General features: G+C 65.2%; 16 protein-coding genes and 1 pseudogene. 10 read left to right on the plus strand and 7 right to left on the minus strand.

The window, feature by feature from the left end:
• Positions 1-8 precede the first annotated feature (8 nt).
• Positions 9-1535 carry an HWE histidine kinase domain-containing protein gene (locus EN846_RS22890; protein WP_187331437.1) on the minus strand — a complete coding sequence of 509 codons (1527 nt, stop codon included), beginning with the start codon at positions 1533-1535 and terminating at the stop codon, positions 9-11.
• 151 nt (positions 1536-1686) lie between these two features.
• Between EN846_RS22890 and EN846_RS35235 the strand changes: the two genes are divergently transcribed.
• The gene (locus EN846_RS35235; RefSeq protein WP_187331436.1) at positions 1687-1854 is read left to right on the plus strand and encodes a hypothetical protein; all 168 of its coding nucleotides are present in this window, start codon (positions 1687-1689) and stop codon (positions 1852-1854) included.
• A gap of 29 nt (positions 1855-1883) precedes the next feature.
• Here EN846_RS35235 and EN846_RS22895 read toward each other — a convergent pair whose 3' ends face one another.
• A complete protein-coding gene (locus EN846_RS22895; protein ID WP_127392031.1) occupies positions 1884-2804 on the minus strand; it encodes a diacylglycerol kinase family protein in 921 nt (306 codons plus the stop codon).
• Between the two features lie 250 nt (positions 2805-3054).
• On the opposite strand from EN846_RS22895, the gene EN846_RS22900 reads away from it, so the two are divergent.
• Entirely contained in the window at positions 3055-4371 is a 1317-nt protein-coding gene (locus EN846_RS22900; RefSeq protein WP_127392022.1) for a PRC-barrel domain-containing protein, read from the plus strand.
• A gap of 72 nt (positions 4372-4443) precedes the next feature.
• On the opposite strand, the gene EN846_RS22905 is transcribed toward EN846_RS22900, so the two are convergent.
• On the minus strand, positions 4444-5985 hold the full coding sequence (locus EN846_RS22905) for an alkaline phosphatase family protein (RefSeq protein ID WP_127392030.1): 1542 nt from the start codon (positions 5983-5985) through the stop codon (positions 4444-4446).
• A 228-nt stretch (positions 5986-6213) separates the two neighbouring features.
• Between EN846_RS22905 and EN846_RS22910 the strand changes: the two genes are divergently transcribed.
• The 5 genes from EN846_RS22910 to EN846_RS22930 all read left to right on the plus strand — a co-directional run bounded on the left by EN846_RS22910 (position 6214) and on the right by EN846_RS22930 (position 9755).
• Positions 6214-7146, plus strand: a complete 933-nt coding sequence (locus EN846_RS22910) for a VOC family protein (protein WP_127392021.1) — start codon at positions 6214-6216, stop codon at positions 7144-7146.
• A gap of 3 nt (positions 7147-7149) precedes the next feature.
• Positions 7150-7773, plus strand: coding sequence for an alpha/beta hydrolase (locus tag EN846_RS22915; protein WP_127392020.1), 624 nt, complete (start codon positions 7150-7152; stop codon positions 7771-7773).
• Positions 7774-7775: 2 nt separating this feature from the next.
• Positions 7776-8075 (plus strand): GNAT family N-acetyltransferase, encoded by a 300-nt coding sequence (locus EN846_RS22920; RefSeq protein WP_127309889.1) that lies wholly within the window; start codon positions 7776-7778, stop codon positions 8073-8075.
• Positions 8076-8240: 165 nt separating this feature from the next.
• Positions 8241-9299: a dipeptidase gene (locus EN846_RS22925; protein WP_127285285.1), complete on the plus strand. Its 1059-nt coding sequence runs from the start codon at positions 8241-8243 to the stop codon at positions 9297-9299.
• Positions 9300-9341: 42 nt separating this feature from the next.
• Complete coding sequence (locus EN846_RS22930; protein ID WP_127285284.1) at positions 9342-9755, plus strand: VOC family protein; 414 nt, start codon at positions 9342-9344, stop codon at positions 9753-9755.
• Positions 9756-9776: 21 nt separating this feature from the next.
• Here EN846_RS22930 and EN846_RS22935 read toward each other — a convergent pair.
• The 4 genes and pseudogenes from EN846_RS22935 to EN846_RS22950 all read right to left on the minus strand — a co-directional run.
• Positions 9777-10034 (minus strand): annotated as a pseudogene (locus EN846_RS22935) (hypothetical protein); the annotation flags it as partial.
• A gap of 1 nt (position 10035) precedes the next feature.
• Positions 10036-11295 carry an aminomethyltransferase family protein gene (locus tag EN846_RS22940; RefSeq protein WP_127394135.1) on the minus strand — a complete coding sequence of 420 codons (1260 nt, stop codon included), beginning with the start codon at positions 11293-11295 and terminating at the stop codon, positions 10036-10038.
• 2 nt (positions 11296-11297) lie between these two features.
• Positions 11298-12872, minus strand: coding sequence for an NAD(P)/FAD-dependent oxidoreductase (locus EN846_RS22945; protein ID WP_127285282.1), 1575 nt, complete (start codon positions 12870-12872; stop codon positions 11298-11300).
• Positions 12859-14478, minus strand: a complete 1620-nt coding sequence (locus EN846_RS22950; protein ID WP_127393302.1) for an NAD(P)/FAD-dependent oxidoreductase — start codon at positions 14476-14478, stop codon at positions 12859-12861. Before EN846_RS22950 ends, EN846_RS22945 begins: the two co-directional genes overlap by 14 nt.
• 198 nt (positions 14479-14676) lie before the next feature.
• Here EN846_RS22950 and EN846_RS22955 point away from each other — a divergent pair, with 198 nt between their 5' ends.
• The 3 genes from EN846_RS22955 to EN846_RS22965 are packed head-to-tail and all read left to right on the plus strand — an operon-like array spanning position 14677 to position 17300.
• The gene (locus EN846_RS22955) at positions 14677-15471 is read left to right on the plus strand and encodes a methyltransferase domain-containing protein (RefSeq protein WP_127393301.1); all 795 of its coding nucleotides are present in this window, start codon (positions 14677-14679) and stop codon (positions 15469-15471) included.
• Between the two features lie 27 nt (positions 15472-15498).
• Positions 15499-16164 carry a transcriptional regulator BetI gene (gene betI / locus EN846_RS22960; protein ID WP_245493295.1) on the plus strand — a complete coding sequence of 222 codons (666 nt, stop codon included), beginning with the start codon at positions 15499-15501 and terminating at the stop codon, positions 16162-16164.
• Between the two features lie 53 nt (positions 16165-16217).
• A complete protein-coding gene (locus EN846_RS22965; RefSeq protein WP_127393300.1) occupies positions 16218-17300 on the plus strand; it encodes an ABC transporter substrate-binding protein in 1083 nt (360 codons plus the stop codon).
• Positions 17301-17504: the final 204 nt, after the last annotated feature.

Here is a 17504-nt window from a genome sequence, read left to right on the forward strand (position 1 = left end):
GCCCTGGGCTATTTCGGCAGGTCCTCGAGCGGTATCGATATTTCGGCAAAGACGCCTTCCGGGCGGAACTCGTGCTTCACCGCGCTGGAAATGATTTTGGCCAGGCTGCGGCGGATCAGGATCGAGCCGAAGCCGTGACGGTCCGGCGGCTCCACCTGCGGGCCGCCGGTTTCACGCCAGGTCAGCACCAGATGATGGGCACCCTTCCTGCCTTGCGTCTTCCAGCCGAGCTCGACCCTGCCGGTGGCGACCGACAGCGAGCCGTATTGCAGGGCATTGCTCGCCAGCTCATGCAGGATCAGGCCAAGTCCCACTGCCTGGTCGGGGGTCAGCAGCAGGTCTTCTCCGGTGATCGTCATGCGCGGCTGCGCGGCGCTGTCGAACGGCTTGGCTTCGATCTGCACCAGTTCGTGGATGCCGATGCCGCGCCATTCCCGGTCGGACAGGAGATTGTGGGCGGCGCCCAGCGCCTGCAGCCTGGCGCCGAAGGCTTCCAGGAATTCGCTCGGCTGGCGGGCGTGGCGAACGGTCTGCGTGGCCAGCGCCTGCACCGTGGCCAGGGTGTTCTTGACGCGGTGGTTGAGCTCGCGCAGCAACAGGCGCTGGCGCTCGTCGCCGAGCTTGCGCTCGGTAATGTCGTAGTTGACGCCGAAGATCAGCGTCGGCTTGCCGTCACTGTCACGTTCGATGACGCGGCCGCGGGTGGCGATCCAGCGCGGCGGGTAGATGCCCTTCACCCGGTATTCGCCGAAATAGTCGTCGCTGCCGGTCAGCGCGTCGCGAAAGCGCGTCTCGGTCTGATAGACGTCGCGCGGATCGATGGCCGCCAGTATGTCGCGCGCCTTCAGCCGGTTCGAGCGCGGCAGGTCGAAAAGTTCGGACAGCAGGACGTCGCATTCGATGATGTCGGTGCGGATGTCCCATGCCCAGCTGGCGAGCGAGGCGGCGTCGAGGGCGATGGCGCGACGCTTTTCCTCCTGTGCCAGGGCCTCCTTTGCGATAGCGCCGCTGCGGGTGGCGTCCTTCAGCGTGAACAGGCTGGCGGCGAGTTCGGCCAGTGCCTTCAACTGGCCGAGCTGGTCTGCGGACGGAAAGGCGTGCGGCTTGCGGTCCAGCACGCAGAGCGTGCCGATACGGGCGCCCGCCACGACCATCGGCACGCCGGCATAGAACTGGATCCGATGCTTGCCGCTGACTGCGGGACTGGCGGCGAAGCGCGGGTCCAGGGTCGCGTCGGTCACCACCATCGGCTCGTCGCCGGCGGCGATGGCATGTGCGCTGAAGGGCATTCCCGCGGTGGTTTCGGTTTCGTCGAGGCCAAGGCTCGACTTGAACCACTGGCGCTCGGCGTCGACCAGGGTGATCAGCGCGATCGGCGCCTGGAGCACAGTGGCGGCAAGAGCTGTGATGCGGTCGAAATCAGGATCGGGCGCCGTATCAAGCAGACCGTGAAGCACGGCAAGTCGATCCTGCGCCTTCACGGCGCCAAGGACGTCGGCCGGCAGTCCCGGCGTTTTGCGAACCCTGCTATCCACCAAGCCCCCAAATGCAGCGTCCCGCAGCCAGCGGCCGCCGCGCCGACAAATGCCTACGCCCCAGGCTCCGGAACCTTCGCGGCGAGGAACCGTTACCCGACCATATTCTGCCAGACGCGCCGGCCGGTGCCAAACGATACGGAGGCCGACCATGACCAAGATCATCCCCGAGGAGAAAGCCCGTCAGGGACGCTGGGGCGTCAACGTGCTCAAGATCCTCGTCGCAGGCCTGCTTCTGGCATTCGTCGCTTGGGGGGTCGCGGAGATTTACGGCGAAGTGATCAAGGCTCCGACCACCGAACAGGGGCCGAAGGGCTAGCGGTCGCGCCGATGTCGTTTCGCTATGCATCACGCCGCCTCCGCCCGTGCGATGCGAGACGGGACCAGCACCTTTAGCGCTCCGGGGTGAATTGCGATCTCGGTCTCGCGTTCGAGCTTGACCAGCTCACCATCCATGACGGCGCGGTATTTGCTGCTCGCGGCATGGATTTTCAGTCTCGCACTCTCCGCCTGATGGATTTCGACATGGGCGCTGTCGCGCCATTTGCCGCGCGCCATGTCGAAGAAGACCCTGACCAGTTCGCCGCGCCTGCGCGCCACCGAGATGTAGATGCCGAGCACGCCGCCGGCGGGATTGTCGGCATAGGGCAGGTGACCTTCGCCGAACAGGTTGTTGGTGACGCCGATGCCGGTGGCTCGGGTCACGATTTCCGCCTCGCCGATGGTAAGCGTCGCCTTCAAGGCCGGCGGGTTTTTGATCGTCGCCCAGGCGGCACGCGCCGAGGCCCGCATCTTGCCGAGGCGTGAGCCAAATTCCATGCCCTCGCGAAGTTGCACCATCTTGGCGTGCAGGCCGATGGAGAATTGGTGCACGAAAGGCCGGCCATTGGCGCTCGCCATATCGACTTCTATCACCTCGCCATCGGCAAAGGATTTCAGCGCCGCATCCAAGGTCTGCGGAACGCCGAGCCCGCGGGCGAAGAGATTCATCGTGCCCGCCGGCAGGATGGCCAGTGCCGTCTTGCGGTTCATCAGCAGGCCGGCCGCGGTCGAAATGGTGCCGTCGCCGCCGCCGGCCAGTACGACGTCGATGCCGCGCCGCTGGACCGCCTTCTGCAAGGCCGCCGCAATGTCCTTGCCGGCAACGACATCGACGTCGATGGAATGGCCGGCCGCCTCCAGCGTCTGGCGCAGCCGGTCACAGAAGCCGGAAAGATCGGTGGTCCGCAACGTGCCGCCGTCCCGGTTCAGCACCGCCGCAAATCGCATGCCCCACTCCATTTCGCTCACCGAGCCGCAGGGCTCAGCCCCAGGCTGAAACGGAATGCCCGGAGAAAGGTTCCAGGGTCCGCCGAAACACGACAGCCAGGCCAGCAATTTCATGGGCTTGTCCGGAGCGGGAAGCGCCTTTTTCGGAACAACGATCTGGTCACGACGTTGTGAATCTGTAGAAGCGCCGCGGCCGCTCTTCCAGCGACCCTGCGGTGTGCCCGAAAATCATGCACGAGGAGGAAGCATTATGATCCGCACCCTTTTTGCGACCACCGCGCTCGCCACGCTGATAGCAACCGGCGTCCAGGCGCAAACCGCAACGACGCCCGCGCCGGCCACGCAGAACGAAGCGCCGGCCGTTCCCGTGATGCGCGCCGAAGGCAGCCTCGCCACCAACATCATTGGCGAATCCGTCTATAACGGCACCGCCGACGATGCCCAGGATATCGGCAAGGTCAGCGACGTCGTCTTTGACGAGACCGGCAAGGCAAAATCCGCCATCATCGGCGTGGGCGGTTTCCTTGGCATAGGAGCAAAGGACGTCGCCTTCGACTATGACAAGCTGCAATGGGTCGAGAAGAACGGAGACCGCTGGCTTGTCGCGGAGACCACCAAGGAAGCCCTGACGGCGCTGCCGGACTTCGACAGGAAGCCCTATGATCCGGCACCGGCCGCCCAGACCGACACGACAGCGCAGGCGCCGGCGACCACGACGGAAGGCACCGGTGCGCAGAAGCCTGTCGACATGAATGCCGCTTCGGCTGAGCCGGTGAAGAAGGCAGATGGCAACCTCGCCACCAACATCATCGGCGAGTCCGTCTACAACGGCACCGCCGACGACGCGCAGAACATCGGCGACGTCAACGACATCGTGCTCACCAAGGACGGCAAGGCCGAGGCGCTCGTCATCGGTGTTGGCGGCTTCCTCGGCATAGGCGAGAAGAACGTCGCCTTCGACTTCGCCAAGGCCAAGTGGGCCGAAAAGAACGGTGATCGCTGGCTGGTCGCCGAGACCACGAAGGAAGAGCTGCAGGCGCAGCCGGACTTCAACCGCAAGGCCTATGATCCGGCGCCGGCAACCACCGCGTCGGCCGAGGTGCCAAAGGCCGCCGCTCCAACCGCAACCGCTCCGGCGCCGGCCGAAAAGACGGCCGAGGCCCCGGCAGCGCCGGCAACCCCTGAAGCCAAGACCACCGACCCGACGCAGACCGCGGCGATCGACAAGTCGACGCTGACGGAGATGCCGGTCGGCGAGATCCGGGGTGACGACCTGAAAGGGACGACCGTCTACGGCGCCAACGATGTCCAGGTCGGCGAGATCGGTGACGTCGTGCTGACGCCCGAGAACAAGCCGGACGCGGTGATCGTCGATGTCGGCGGCTTCCTCGGCATCGGCGAAAAGGAAGTCGCTGTCGGCATGGACAACCTCAAATTCATGACCGACAAGGACGGCAAGAAATATCTCTACACCACCTTCACCAAGGAACAGCTTGAAGCGCAGGCGGCCTACGACAAGGGCAGCTACGCCGAGAAGCGTGACCAGCAGAGGATGAAGGTGCAGTAGGCAATAGGAGTTGGGTGGCAGTAGGCAGTAGGCAGTAGGCAGTAGGCAGTAGGGAAATGAGCTTTCTACTGCCTACTGCCTACTCACATATCCAGCCACGCCATTCTCCGTCAGCTCCGCCAGCGCCAGCGACTGGTCGAGATGCTCCGCCCGCCAGGCCAGCAGCCTTTCGGCAAACTGCAGCCGCACCGCGAGATAGGCGGGATCGTTGGCGACGTTGGTCAGCTCCCCGGGATCCTTCTTCAGATCAAACAGCAGGGGCGACAGGCCGCCGCCGAAATGCACATATTTGAAGTCTTGCGAACGGATGACGGCGAGGTTGCACTGGCGCGAGCCGATGCCGAAGTGGCGCTCGGCCTCGCCATCGGCCACCGAGCGGAAATCGAATTCCCAATGCGCTGCGTCGCGCCAATCGCGCGGCGCAGCGCCTTCCAGGAACGGTTTCAGTGAGCGGCCGTCGAGATGCGGTGGCGGATCCTCGCCGAGGAGATCGAGCAGGGTCGGCAGGATATCGACGGCCTCGCTGAAGCAATCGACGCTGCCGCCGGCCGCATGGCCCAGGCGCGGGTCGCGGATGATCAGCGGGATGTGGTAACTGCCGTCGAAGAAGCCGCCCTTGCCGAGCATGAAATGGTCGCCCATCATCTCGGCGTGGTCGGAGGTCAGCACGATCACGGTCTCGTCCCAGGCTCCCGCCGCCTTGAGCGCCTGCCAAAGGCGTCCGAGTTGCGCGTCGACCTCGGAGATCATGCCGTAATAAATGGCGCGGATGGCGCGGATATTGTCCTCACCCCAGTCGCGCACCTTGCCTTCGGCGCCGGGGCGGAAGTTCTGCCTCATCCGGCGGTCGAGATCGTAAGCGAGGTACGGGTGGCTTTCCGCCTCGGCCTGCCAGTACCCGGCGCGACTGAAAGCGGGGCCGTCGGCCGGATCATACATGGCGTTGTAGGGCTCAGGCACGATGAAGGGCGGGTGCGGGCTGATGAAGGAGAGATGCGCGAACCAGGGCGCGCCACGCTCCTGCTCGCCCAGCCAGCGGATGAACTCGCCGGCCAGGAAAGCCGTCGGCGTCTGGTCCTGCGAGTAAATTGGTGGCGCATTGGTCACGGGGTCGCTCGGTTCGCCAACCGGGCGGTGGACGTCAGGATGGCCGGCACTGGAGTCGATGCCCTGGGCGCTCAGCCAGGACAGCCAAGGCTTCTGATGCTCGGGCAGGAATTGGCGCACGGTGAAGCCGGGCAGGACCCCCTCATAGGTTCTCAGCCTGGGGTCGCCGGGCGCAAGCAGGCGCGGGTCGAGCGAGACATCAGTATAGCCGAAGAGCGTCGGGTCGTAGCCGAGGGCCCGGGCCGAAAGCGCGATGTTGCCGTGGCGGGCATCGAGCGGCGTGCCGTTGCGGCAGACGCGGTTGTTCATCTGGTAGAGCCCGGTGTAGAGGCAGGCGCGCGCCGGCGAACAAGGGGCTGCCCCGCCAAAGTGGCGCCGAAACAGCACGCCTTCGGCGGCAAGTGCATCGGCATTCGGTGTTTTCAGCACCGGATGGCCGGCCGCCGACAGGCAATCGCCGCGCCACTGGTCGCATGTGATCAGGAGAATGTTGGGGCGTTCGCTCATGCTGGCCAAGCGTTTGTCTCCTCATCCGGCATGCCGCTTATGGAGCCGAATTCAGGCCGTCGCGCAAGGCCGCGCATCTCTGTTGATTGGTGAACAAATGATGCGATATCGTTCACTTTTACAGCACAGTCCATTCTGTGTTTGCCTCCTTTGCCGCGGCCGTGCCTATCCTCATATTGGCGTGGACAGCGGCGAGGGCCGCACCAGCAAAAGGGAAGGAGCAGAAAAATGCTCGACCAGATCAAGGGCCTGCATCACGTCACCTCGATGGCCAGCGATGCGCGCCGGAACAATGAATTCTTCACCAAAAAGCTCGGCCTGCGCCGGGTCAAGAAGACCGTCAATTTCGACGCGCCCGACGTCTATCATCTCTACTATGCGGACGAGGTCGGCACGCCGGGTTCGGTGATGACCTATTTCCCGTTCCCCAATATCGGCAAGGGCCGGCATGGGGTGGGCGAGGTCGGCACGACGGTCTATTCGGTGCCGGAAGGCACGCTCGGCTATTGGGAGAAGCGCCTTGCCGATGAAGGCGTCGCGGGCCTGTCGCGCGAAGAGACGTTCGGCGAGAAGCGGCTCGCCTTCGCCGGCCCCGACGGCGACGGCTTCGCGCTCGTCGAAGACAAGGCCGACGGCCGCGCACCCTGGGCGAAGGGCGGCGTTCCCGCCGACGAGGCGATCCGCGGCTTCCACTCGGTGCAGCTTCGCCTGAGGGATGGCGGCGCCACCGAGGAGCTGTTGAAGTTCATGGGCTATCAGGAGGTCGACAAGTCCGGCAACGTCCGCCGGCTTGCGGTCAAGAACGGCAATGGCGCCGACATAGTCGACATCGAATCGCTGCCGGGCGCGGCGTTTGCCAATCTCGGCGCCGGCTCGGTCCACCATGTCGCCTTCGCGGTCGAGAACCGCGCCAGGCAACTGGAAGTGCGCAAGGCGCTGATGGACACCGGCTACCAGGTGACGCCGGTGATCGACCGCGACTATTTCTGGGCGATCTATTTCCGCACGCCGGGCGGGGTACTGTTCGAGGTGGCCACCAACGAGCCAGGCTTCGACCGCGACGAGGACACCGCGCATCTCGGCGAGGCCCTGAAGCTGCCGACGCAGCACCAGCATTTGCGGCCCTATCTCGAACAGCACCTGCAGAAACTGGAAGACTGAGCCATGAGCAAGGGTACCTACACTCACAAGCTGCTGCCCGGTTCGCCGGGCAGTCCGCTGCTTTTCGTCTTTCATGGAACCGGGGGCGACGAGAACCAGCTGGTATCGCTGGGACGCGAGCTGGTGCCTTCGGCAAGCATCGTGTCGCCGCGCGGCGATGTGTCGGAGCAGGGTGCCGCCCGCTTCTTCCGCCGCACCGGCGAGGGGGTCTACGACATGGAAGACCTGGCGCGGGCGACCGGCAAGATGGCTGCCTTCATCAAGGCGCATGTCGAGGCGGCAAAGCCCTCGACGGTGCTTGGGCTCGGCTATTCCAACGGCGCCAACATCCTGGCGTCGGTGGCATTCGCGGAACCCGGCCTGTTCGACGCGGCGGTGCTGATGCATCCGCTGATCCCGTTCGAGCCGCAGGTGAAAGGCAGCCTCGCCGGCCGTCATGTGCTGATTACGGCCGGCAGGCGCGATCCGATCTGCCCGCCCAATTTGACTTCGCGGCTGGAGGCCTATTTGCGCGCCGACGGCGCCGCTGTCACTGTGGAATGGCACGATGGCGGGCACGAAGTGCGGCCGAATGAAATCGAGGCGGCGCGGCAGCTCTTTGCCGGCCTGCCGGTTGAAGGAGCGTAGCAATGGCTGATCAATTGCCCGAGGTCGAACTGGAGGATCGCGGCTCCAAGGGCCGCTATGTCCTGCGTGGGCCCGGCGGCGCCGAGGCCGAGATGACCTTCACCAAAATCGGCGAGCATCAGCTGATCATCGATCACACCGAGGTGCCTGACGCGTTTCGCGGCCAGGGCGCGGGGCTTCGCCTCGTCACCCGCGCCGTCGAGGACGCGCGCGCGGCCGGCAAGACGATCATCCCGCTCTGCCCGTTCGCCAACGCCCAGTTCCGCCGCCATCCGGAATGGGCCGACGTGCTGAAGCGGTAGCAAGTTCCCCCTTCTCCCACAACGGGAGAAGGAGAACACGCCTCAGCCACAAATGCGAACACGCCACTGGCATTTGCGCGATTTAGCCATCTTGCCTAAGTAGAGGTATCGTCCGCGGACGCACTCGCCGTCCGCGGCCCGCCACCTCAAGCCAATGGCCTCCTGATGACCGCAACCGACCTCATCCCCGTCTTTGACGGCCACAACGACACGCTGCTCAGGCTCTACCAGTCGAAGGAAGCGGATGTCGAAAAGCTGTTCATCGACGGCACGCCGGGCGGCCATATCGATCTGCCACGGGCGAAGAAGGGCGGCTTTGCCGGTGGCATGTTCGCGATCTTCCCGCCGCCGATCGAGAAGACCAAGCGCAGCGCCGTGCCGCCGGCGCCGAGCGACAACGAGCCGCTGCCGCCGGAGCTGCCGCGCGCCGAGGCGATCACCTCGACCATCGGCATGGCCTCGATCCTGTTTAGGCTGGAACGCGCCGGCGCACTGACCGTCTGCCGCAGCGCCGGCGACGTGCGCGAGGCGATGGCGAAGGGCTCGATCGCGGCGGTGTTCCACATCGAAGGCGTCGAGGCGATAGACCCCGAGCTTGCCATGCTCGATGTGCTGCACGCCGCCGGCCTGCGCTCGCTGGGCATCGTCTGGAGCCGGCCGAATGCCTTCGGCAACGGCGTGCCGTTCCGCTTCCCGTCATCGCCCGACACCGGGCCCGGCCTCACCGATGCCGGCAAGGCTCTGGTCAAGGCCTGCAATCAGCTCAGGATCATGATCGACCTCTCGCATCTCAATGAGAAGGGCTTTCGCGATGTCGCGGGCTTGAGCGATGCGCCGCTGGTCGCGACCCACTCCAACGTGCACGCGATCTGCGGCCATTCGCGCAACCTGACCGACTGGCAGCTCGGCGCGATCCGCGAGACCGGCGGCATGGTCGGCCTGAACTTCGCCACCGGCTTTCTGCGCGAGGACGGCAAGATGAATGCCGACACCGGCCTCGACATCATGGTCCGCCACATCGATTCGCTGCTGCAGGCGCTCGGCGAGGATGGCGTCGGGCTCGGCTCCGATTTCGACGGCGCGATGATCCCGGCCGTCATCGGCGATGTCGCCGGCCTGCCCAAGCTTATCGACGCGCTGGCCGCGCGCGGTTTTGGGCGAGCGCTGATCGAGAAGATCGCCTATCGCAACTGGTTGAGGGTGCTGGAAAAGACGATAGGGTGATGCGGGCCGACTTCACTACTTTGTAAACGCCGATGGTGCGCCATGCTTACCTATGTCTACTTCGGCACCAACGACTTGAAACGCGCCACGACGTTCTATGACGCGGCTTTGGCGCCCCTCGGCATGCAACGTTGCATCACCGGCGATCCGGACTGGGATCGCGCGTCGGCGGGTTGGGGCACGTACGAGGAAGGCGGTTTGCGGGAGCTCGCGTTCTGGGTCGGAACGCCGTTCGACAAGCAGGCAGCGACAACAGGCAACGGCAGCATGGTCGCTTTCAGAGCGCGATCATGGAAGGAAGTGGATGATTTCCATGCTGCAGCCCTTGCCAATGGCGGGAGTTGCGAAGGTGCGCCCGGCCTGCGATTGCACTACAGCCGGGACTTCTACGCAGCTTACGTGCGCGATCCGGACGGCAACAAGCTCGCGGCTGTGAGCCGTGGCGTGCAAGCGTAGCGAAGCGCATAGCGCGCCCTCTTCGAAGCCGATGCGCTTCAGCCAGTCCTTGCCGACGCTGCGGTCGCGGATGATCGGCAGCGGATTTTCCGAATCGAGCCGGGCGCAGATGCGGTAGACTTCGAGCGTCTCGGCATTCATCTCGCCGCGCTTGAAGAAGAACATCGCCGCCGCATAGCGGGTGCGGCCGGACCACGGTTCGCCGAGCGGCGTGTTGACCAGCTGCCACTGATCGGCGGCTTCCGCCTCCGCATCCAGATTCTCCGCTTCGCTTGCCATGTCAGAAATCCGCGGGCGGGCTGGCGGTGCGGCGGTCGAGCTTGATGAAGGGCCTTTGCACCACCTTCGCCTTCTTCATCAGCTTCTGGTACTGCAGCTCGCGCATGGCGTAGATCTCGACCCAGAGGTCGTCCACGATCGTATCGCCATAGGGCCGTTGCAAAGACGCAATGGCGATGTTGCGCTTGGCCATCGGCGACCACATGGCGGCGCTGACCAGCCCGACCTCCTGGCTTTTGCGATAGTAGACGATGGCATGCTCGGCCGGGATGTTGCCCTCGATCTCAAGCCCGACCAGCACGTGGCGCAGCTTCTTCTTCGTCCGCGCTTCGAAAATGGCACGTCGGCCGTTGAAGTGCCCCTTCTCGGGATCGACCAGGAAGCCGAGGCCGATCTCGTCCGGCATGCGCAGGCGGTCGGCGCGGATGGCATGCTCGGAGGTGGTGAAGTCGGCATTGGCGACGATCAGGCCGGCTTCGAGACGAGCGCGATTCAGCGCCGTGTAGCCGATGGCGCGGATGCCCCGCAGCTCGCCTGCCATCATCAGCCGGTCCCAGAGGCTGAGCGCCTTGTCCGCCGGCACGAACAGCTCGTAGCCGAGATCGCCGGTGAAGCCGGTGCGCGAGATCGTCACGGTGGCGCCGTCATGCGCGAATTCGGCGAGGTCGAAAACCTTCAGCCTTTCGACGCCGGCGAAGCCGGCGTCGCGGAGGATGGCGAAGGAGGTCGGGCCTTGCAGCGCAAGCCCGGCGACCGCTTCGGTCTCTTCTTCGATGCTCACTTCATAGCCGATCGCGCTGTCCAGCAGCCAGGGCAGATGCCGCTCCTGCGAGCAGAGGCGGAAGCGCGTCGGCGACAGCCGGAACAGGGTGCCGTCGTCGAGCACGAAGCCGTCATCGTCGCACCAGGCGGTGTAGTGGACGCGGCCGGGCTGCAGCCTGGTCACGTCGCGCAGCGTGACGCGGTCGAGATAGGCTTCGGCGCCCGGCCCCTCGATGCGGTACTTCGTCATCGGCGAGATGTCGAAGAGGGCCGCCTGGCTGCGGATGGCGAAATATTCGAGTTCCTCGTCCCACAATGAGTGCGGGGCGCGATAGCCGGCCCAGCTGTACCAGTCCTGCTTCAAGCCCAGCGCGTCGATGCGCGGCTGGAAGGGCGTGCCGAGCCGCAGCGTGCGGAAATGCGGTTGCGCCGCGAGGCGGGCTTCGAGGGCGGTGTCCACCTCGCTTGCGATGGGCTTCTTCCTGGTTGCTTGCGCCATGCTCATGCCCTCATCGCGATGATGCGGCGCGCGGCGTTGAGGCCGGGCGCGCCGGAAATGCCGCCGCCCGGGTGCGAGCCGGCGCCGGCGAGGAACAGTCCTTCGAGCGGGGTGTCGTAGCCCGACCAGCCGGAGACCGGCCTCGACATCAGCATCTGGTCGGCCTGCAATTCGCCATGGTGCCAGTGGCCGCCGGGCATGCGGTAGCGCGCCTCGATGTCGGCGGGCGTCAGAAGCTCGGCATGGCGCACTGTCGCGCCGATGCCGGGCGCGTAGGTCTCGAGCTGGGCCATGATCGCCTTGAGGAATTGCGGCCTGCCGGCGGCCCAGCCCGCTCTCAGCGCATAGGGCGCATATTGCACCACTGCCGAGAGCACGCAGGCGCCGGAGGGTGCCAGCGAAACATCGGCCAGACTGGGCAGCGTGATCTCCATCACCGGCTCGGGCGAGAACTCGCCGTATTTCGACGGGTTGAAGGCGCGCTCGACATGGTCGGGCGAGGGCGCGATGACCAACCGGCCCTTGTGGCCGGCGGCGTCGACGCCGGAAAATTGCGGCGGTCGGTCGAGCGCCAGATGCAGCTTCGCCGCGTCGCCCTTCATGCGGATGTTCTTCACCTTGCGCACGAAGCCCGTGTCGACCTCGCGCGGGCCGACGAGATCGAGGATGGTCGTCGCCGGATTGGTGGCGGAAACGACAGTCTTTGCCCGCAGCGTCTCGCCGCCTTGCGTGACGACGCCGATGGCGCGGCCCTTCTCGACGACGACCTTGGCGACCGGCGATGCCGGGCGGATCGAGACGCCAGCCTGCTCGGCCGCCGCGCGGATGGCGGTGACGACGGCGCCCATGCCGCCTTTCGGCAGCATCTGCGCGCCGGCAAGGCCGCCGATCTCGCCGGCCAGCCGGTAATAGAGACCGAGCAGCGAGGTCGGCGAGCGCGGCCCGAGATGGGAGCCGAGCGTCGCGTCGAAAGCGAGCAGGCCCTTCAGCCTGTCGTCCGAAAGCTGCTCGTCGAGCAGGTCGTAAACATTCATCAAAAGCACGCGCAGGAAGTCGCGCATGTCCTCCTTGCCGAGCCGCTTCAGCGCCAGCGCGGTCTGGCCGAGGCCGGTCATCTCGGCGATCGACATGCCGGCAAGATCCGGCGGCCGGCGCGATAGGAAGGGCTTCAGCACGCCGGCATATCGCAGCAGCTGCGCGCGCAGTTCCTTCCAGGCGGATTGCTCGGTGGGGCTGGCGCCCGTCAGCACCTCGCCATAGGCGCCGTGCAGCACCAGCGAGCCGTCCTTCGACAGCGCCACCGAAGGCATGAAATCGGCGCGCTCGACCTTGAGGCCGTGCCGCTCCAGCTCCAGCGTCTTCACCACATCGGGATGCAGGCGGTTGAGCAGGTGGGCGACCGCGGAGACACGGAAGCCGGGCGCAAATTCCTCGGTGCGGGCGGCGCCGCCGAGATCACTGCCGGCTTCGAGCAGCAGCACCTTGCGGCCCGATTTCGCCAGCGTGGCGGCGGCGACGAGGCCGTTGTGGCCGCCGCCGATGACGATGGCATCCCAATTCACTTCAGATGACGTCATGGGCCGGGCTCATATGTGAGGTTGGCTTGGCAAGATCGCGCAGGATCTCGGCGGCGGCGTTGCGTCCGGGCGCGCCCATGACGCCGCCGCCCGGATGGGTGGAGGAGCCGCACATGTAGAGCCCGCCCACAGGCGAGCGGTATTGCGCGTAGCCAGGCACCGGGCGGTTGAACAGCAATTGGTCGAAGGTCAGTTCGCCCTGGAAGATGTTGCCTTCGGTGAGGCCGACCTCGGCTTCGATCTCGCGCGGCGTGCGCACTTCCATATGAACGATGCGGTCGCGGAAGCCGGGCGAGTATGCGGCGATCTGCGCAATCACGCTTTCGGCGAAGCCGTCGCGGTCGGCATCGGTCCAGTCGCGGCCGTCAATCTTCGGCGGCGCGTATTGCACGAAGCAGCTCATGAAATGTTTTCCCGGCGGCGCCATGGTCGGGTCGAGCGTGGTCGGGATCATCATGTCGAGGAAGGGGTCGGCCGACCAGCGACCGGCCTTCCAGTCGTCATAGGCGCGCTCCATGCGCTCGATGGAATCGGTGAAGTGCATGTCGGCGCGATAGACCGGCGAATCCTTGGGCAGGGCCGGGAATTCAGGCAGCGAATCCAGCGCGATGTTGACCTTGCCGGAGGAGCCGCGGATCTTGAAGTTCCTGACCCGGCGCAGAAAGATGTCGGGCAGTTCCCTTTCCTCGACCAGCTTCAGGAAGGTGCGCTTGACGTCGGCGTTGGAGATGACGAGCTTGCCGTAGATTTCCTCGCCGCCGGCGAGCACGACGCCCTTGGCCCTGCCGTTCCTGACCAGCACATGATCGACCTCGGCGCCGGTGCGGATGGTGCCGCCGGAGGCCCTGAAGGACGCGGCCAGCGCCTTGGTGACGGCGCCCATGCCGCCGCGCGCATAGCCCCAGGCGCCGACCGAGCCGTCGACCTCGCCCATATAGTGGTGCAGCAGCACGTAGGCCGTGCCCGGCGACATCGGCCCGAGCGCGGTGCCGATGATGCCGGATAGCGCGAAGTTAGCCTTGATGACGTCGGTCTCGAAATACTCGTCGAGGAAGTCCGAGATCGACATCGTCCAGAAGCGCAAGGTCAGCGCCATCTCCTCGGCCGTTAGGCCAGCGAACTTCTTCCCCAGAAAGAGCAATTCGCCGAGGTCGCGCGGCTTGAAACTGGTCGGGTCGGGCGCGGTGCGCATCAAGAGCGGCTGGATGAAGCGGCATTGCCGCGTCACGTCGCGCGAATAGCGGTCATAGGCCTCGGCGTCGCGCCTGGAGAAGCGGGCGAACTCGCGGCGATGGGCATCGTGGTCGCGGTAGTTGGCGAGATAGTCGCCGTCGCGTGTGAACACCGCGCCGCCGTCATAGGAGATCACCTGCAGGCCGAAGCGCGGCAGCTCCAGGTCGCGCATGATCTCGGGCCGAAACAGCGAACAGACGTAGGAACAGTTCGAATAGAGGAAGCCCGGCGTCAGCTCGCGGCTGGTGGCCGCGCCCCCGACCCAGTCGTTCTTCTCGACGACCAGCACGTCGAGTCCGGCGCGCTGCAGGTAACAGGCATTGACCAGGCCGTTGTGGCCGCCGCCGATGACGATCGCATCCCACGCCTTCATGTGCGCTCAACCTCCATCCGGCTGCCCTTCTTTTTGTGTGGTCTGTTCCCCGATGCGTCGAATTTGGCACGGATCACGGATTTCTGTCCAGCTATTTTGAATGAATGTTCAACAAATGGTGTTGCGTTTTCCTGTTTATGCGCTAGGCTTTGCGGGCAATTGGAACTGGCCACTTTCGAAATCTTGGGTTGAGATCCGATGATCGAAACGGCGGACGCCGAGCCGGAGTACGACGACACCGCCATTCGCTTCCTGGAGGCGCTCTGGGGCGAGGGCTATCTGTCGCCGGGCGGACCCGAAGAGGTCGACCGGGTGGTCGAAGGCCTGTCGCTGGAGGGCAAGACGGTCCTCGACATCGGCTGCGGCGCCGGCGGGATCACGCTGCATCTGGTCAAGCGTCACGGCGCGGCACATGCGACCGGCTTCGATGTCGAAGGGCCCGTCATCGAGGCCGCGAGGCAACGGGCGGCCGCGAGAGCTGTCGGCGAGCGCGTCAGCTTCGTCCAGGCGCCGCCCGGTCCGCTTCCCTTCGCTGACGCATCCTTCGATGTCGTCTTCTCCAAGGATGCGCTGCTGCACGTGCCCGACAAGGACGCGCTGTTCGCCGAGATCTTTCGCGTGCTGAAGCCGGGTGGCGTCTTCGCCGCGTCGAACTGGATGATTGCGCACGACGGCGAGCCGTCGCCGGACATGAAGGCCTATGTCGCGGCCGAAGGCCTGTCCTTCACCATGGCCTCGCCGGCGCGCTATGCGCAGGCGATGCGCCGGGCGGGCTTTGCCGACGTCGCCGTGCGCGACCGCAATCCCTGGTATCGCGACGTGGCGCGCGAAGAGCTGGCGCGGCTCAAGGGGCCGCTATATTGGCCTGTCGCCGCCGTGGTGGGTGCCGCCTATGTCGACAAGAACATCCATACCTGGGAGGCGATGCAGAAGGTGCTTGACAGTGGTGAGCACCGTCCCACTCATCTGCGCGGTTGGAAGCCGGTTGGATAGCCGGCGATGCTGGAGGCCGTGACGCTCATGAAGACTGCAGAGGCCAGCGATGTTGTCCCCGAACCGTCACCAAAGGGCGACGCCGAAAAGCGCGGCCGCAAGGCCTCGAAGGAGGTCAGGCAGCTGCAACTGATCGAGGCGACGATCGATTCGCTCGCCAAGCGCGGCTACGCGGAGACGACGATGGCCGATGTCGCCGACGGCGCCGGCCTGTCGCGCGGCATCGTCAACTTCCATTTCGAGAGCAAGGAAAAGCTGCTGATCGCCACGCTGCAGCACATGTATGACGAGTATTCGGCGCATTGGCGCGCGGCCCTGCAGAAGGCTGGCGATGATCCTGCAAGGCAGCTGCAACTGCTGGTGTGGGCCGACTTCGACCGCTCGATCTGCAACAAGCGAAAGCTCGCGGCATGGCTGGCCTTCTGGGGCGAGGCCAAGTCGCGGCCGACCTACCAGGCGCTCAGCAGTTCGCGCGACAATTACTACCAGCAGGTCTTCATCGATCTCTGTGCGACGCTCAAGGAGAGCGGTGGCTACACTTATGATCCCCCGGTCATAGCGCTGGCGCTCAGCGCCATGCTCGAGGGACTGTGGCTGCGGCTGATGATGGGGACAGAGGACACCACCCGCGAGACCGCGCTGCAGGCGGCGAATGCGTTCCTGGCGGCGGCCTTTCCCAGACACTACCAGTGAGAAAAAAGCCGGCCGACCGAGCCGGCGGAAACGACAAGGAGGATGGAACAGCAATGAGAACCCTGAGCCGACGCCTGACGCTGACCCTGGCACTGACCGGTGTGCTCGCCGCTTCCGCGGCGGCGCTGGCGGTTGCCGCCGACAAGGACCTGATCGTCTTCGACTGGTCGGGTTACGAGGACCCGACCTTCCATTCGAAATATGTCGAGAAGAACGGCGATTCGCCGACCTTCGCCTTCTTCGGCGACGAGGACGAGGCCTTCGAAAAGGTGCGCTCCGGCTTCAAGTCCGATCTTGGCCACCCCTGTTCGCAAAGCGTGGTGAAGTGGCGCGAGGCCGGCCTGCTGCAGCCGCTCGATACGTCGAAGATCACGGGCTGGAAGGACCTCAATCCCGGCATCATGGCGATGAAGGATCTCGCCACCACCGCCGACGGCAAGGCCTGGTTCATGCCGTGGGACTGGGGCAACACCCAGCTCACCTACAATTCCGACAAGGTCGACGAGAAGGACGTGCAGTCGCTGAAGGCCTTCGCCGATCCGAAGTTCAAGGGCAAGGTCTCGATCGGCGACAATGTCGACGACGCCTATGCGCTGGCGAGCCTTGCCATCGGGCTCAAGGACTGGACCATGATGACGGACGACCAGTTCAAGCAGGCGTCCGACTTCCTGCGCCAGGTGCACAAGAATATCCGCTCCTACTGGACCGACACCACCGACATCGTGCAGCTCCTGAGCGGCGGCGAGGTCGATCTCGCCTGGGCATGGAACGATGCGACGGTGCAGTCGGTCGCGGCCGGCGCGCCGATCAAATCCAAGAAGGATACCGCCGAAGGCATCTCGACCTGGGTGTGCGGCTATGTCCTGTTCAAGGATGCGCCGGACAATGTCGACAAAGCCTATGACTATCTCAATGCGATCAACGATCCGGACGTCGCCAAAGTGCTGGTCAAGGACTGGGGCTACGGTCAGGCCAATGCCAAGGGCATGGCCGGCGTCGACCAGGCCGTCCTGAAGGAAAAGGGCTACGACGACGTGCAGAAATTCGTCGACAAGACGCTGTTCCAGTCGCCGGTGCCTTCCGCGCTCAAGCTCAAGATGATCGCCGAGTTCGAGAAGATCAAAGCCGGTTATTGAGCATTGTCTTGGCGTCTCGCTGTTTCGTTGGAAACGGAAACAGGGCCTTAGGCTTCCGAGCTCGTCCGATCGCGCTCCCGAGCGCTGGCGCCGCCCCTCACCTGCCTGCCGGCATCCTTGTAACTTGTCCCTTGCCGACTCTGCTATTGCAGCAGGTGCGGTGGCGGACGAGAGACCGGAGCATCTTTGGGCCTTGAAGCCCGT

The sequence above is a fragment of the Mesorhizobium sp. M4B.F.Ca.ET.203.01.1.1 genome (assembly GCF_004791025.1).
GTDB lineage: Bacteria > Pseudomonadota > Alphaproteobacteria > Rhizobiales > Rhizobiaceae > Mesorhizobium > Mesorhizobium abyssinicae.

Coding starts and splice junctions, on each gene's coding strand:
- EN846_RS35235 (WP_187331436.1), top strand. CDS start 1,687: ATGACCAAGATCATCCCCGAGGAGAAAGCCCGTCAGGGACGCTGGGGC.
- EN846_RS22895 (WP_127392031.1), bottom strand. CDS start 2,804: ATGCGATTTGCGGCGGTGCTGAACCGGGACGGCGGCACGTTGCGGACC.
- EN846_RS22900 (WP_127392022.1), top strand. CDS start 3,055: ATGATCCGCACCCTTTTTGCGACCACCGCGCTCGCCACGCTGATAGCA.
- EN846_RS22905 (WP_127392030.1), bottom strand. CDS start 5,985: ATGAGCGAACGCCCCAACATTCTCCTGATCACATGCGACCAGTGGCGC.
- EN846_RS22910 (WP_127392021.1), top strand. CDS start 6,214: ATGCTCGACCAGATCAAGGGCCTGCATCACGTCACCTCGATGGCCAGC.
- EN846_RS22915 (WP_127392020.1), top strand. CDS start 7,150: ATGAGCAAGGGTACCTACACTCACAAGCTGCTGCCCGGTTCGCCGGGC.
- EN846_RS22920 (WP_127309889.1), top strand. CDS start 7,776: ATGGCTGATCAATTGCCCGAGGTCGAACTGGAGGATCGCGGCTCCAAG.
- EN846_RS22925 (WP_127285285.1), top strand. CDS start 8,241: ATGACCGCAACCGACCTCATCCCCGTCTTTGACGGCCACAACGACACG.
- EN846_RS22930 (WP_127285284.1), top strand. CDS start 9,342: ATGCTTACCTATGTCTACTTCGGCACCAACGACTTGAAACGCGCCACG.
- EN846_RS22940 (WP_127394135.1), bottom strand. CDS start 11,295: ATGGCGCAAGCAACCAGGAAGAAGCCCATCGCAAGCGAGGTGGACACC.
- EN846_RS22945 (WP_127285282.1), bottom strand. CDS start 12,872: ATGACGTCATCTGAAGTGAATTGGGATGCCATCGTCATCGGCGGCGGC.
- EN846_RS22950 (WP_127393302.1), bottom strand. CDS start 14,478: ATGAAGGCGTGGGATGCGATCGTCATCGGCGGCGGCCACAACGGCCTG.
- EN846_RS22955 (WP_127393301.1), top strand. CDS start 14,677: ATGATCGAAACGGCGGACGCCGAGCCGGAGTACGACGACACCGCCATT.
- betI (WP_245493295.1), top strand. CDS start 15,499: ATGAAGACTGCAGAGGCCAGCGATGTTGTCCCCGAACCGTCACCAAAG.
- EN846_RS22965 (WP_127393300.1), top strand. CDS start 16,218: ATGAGAACCCTGAGCCGACGCCTGACGCTGACCCTGGCACTGACCGGT.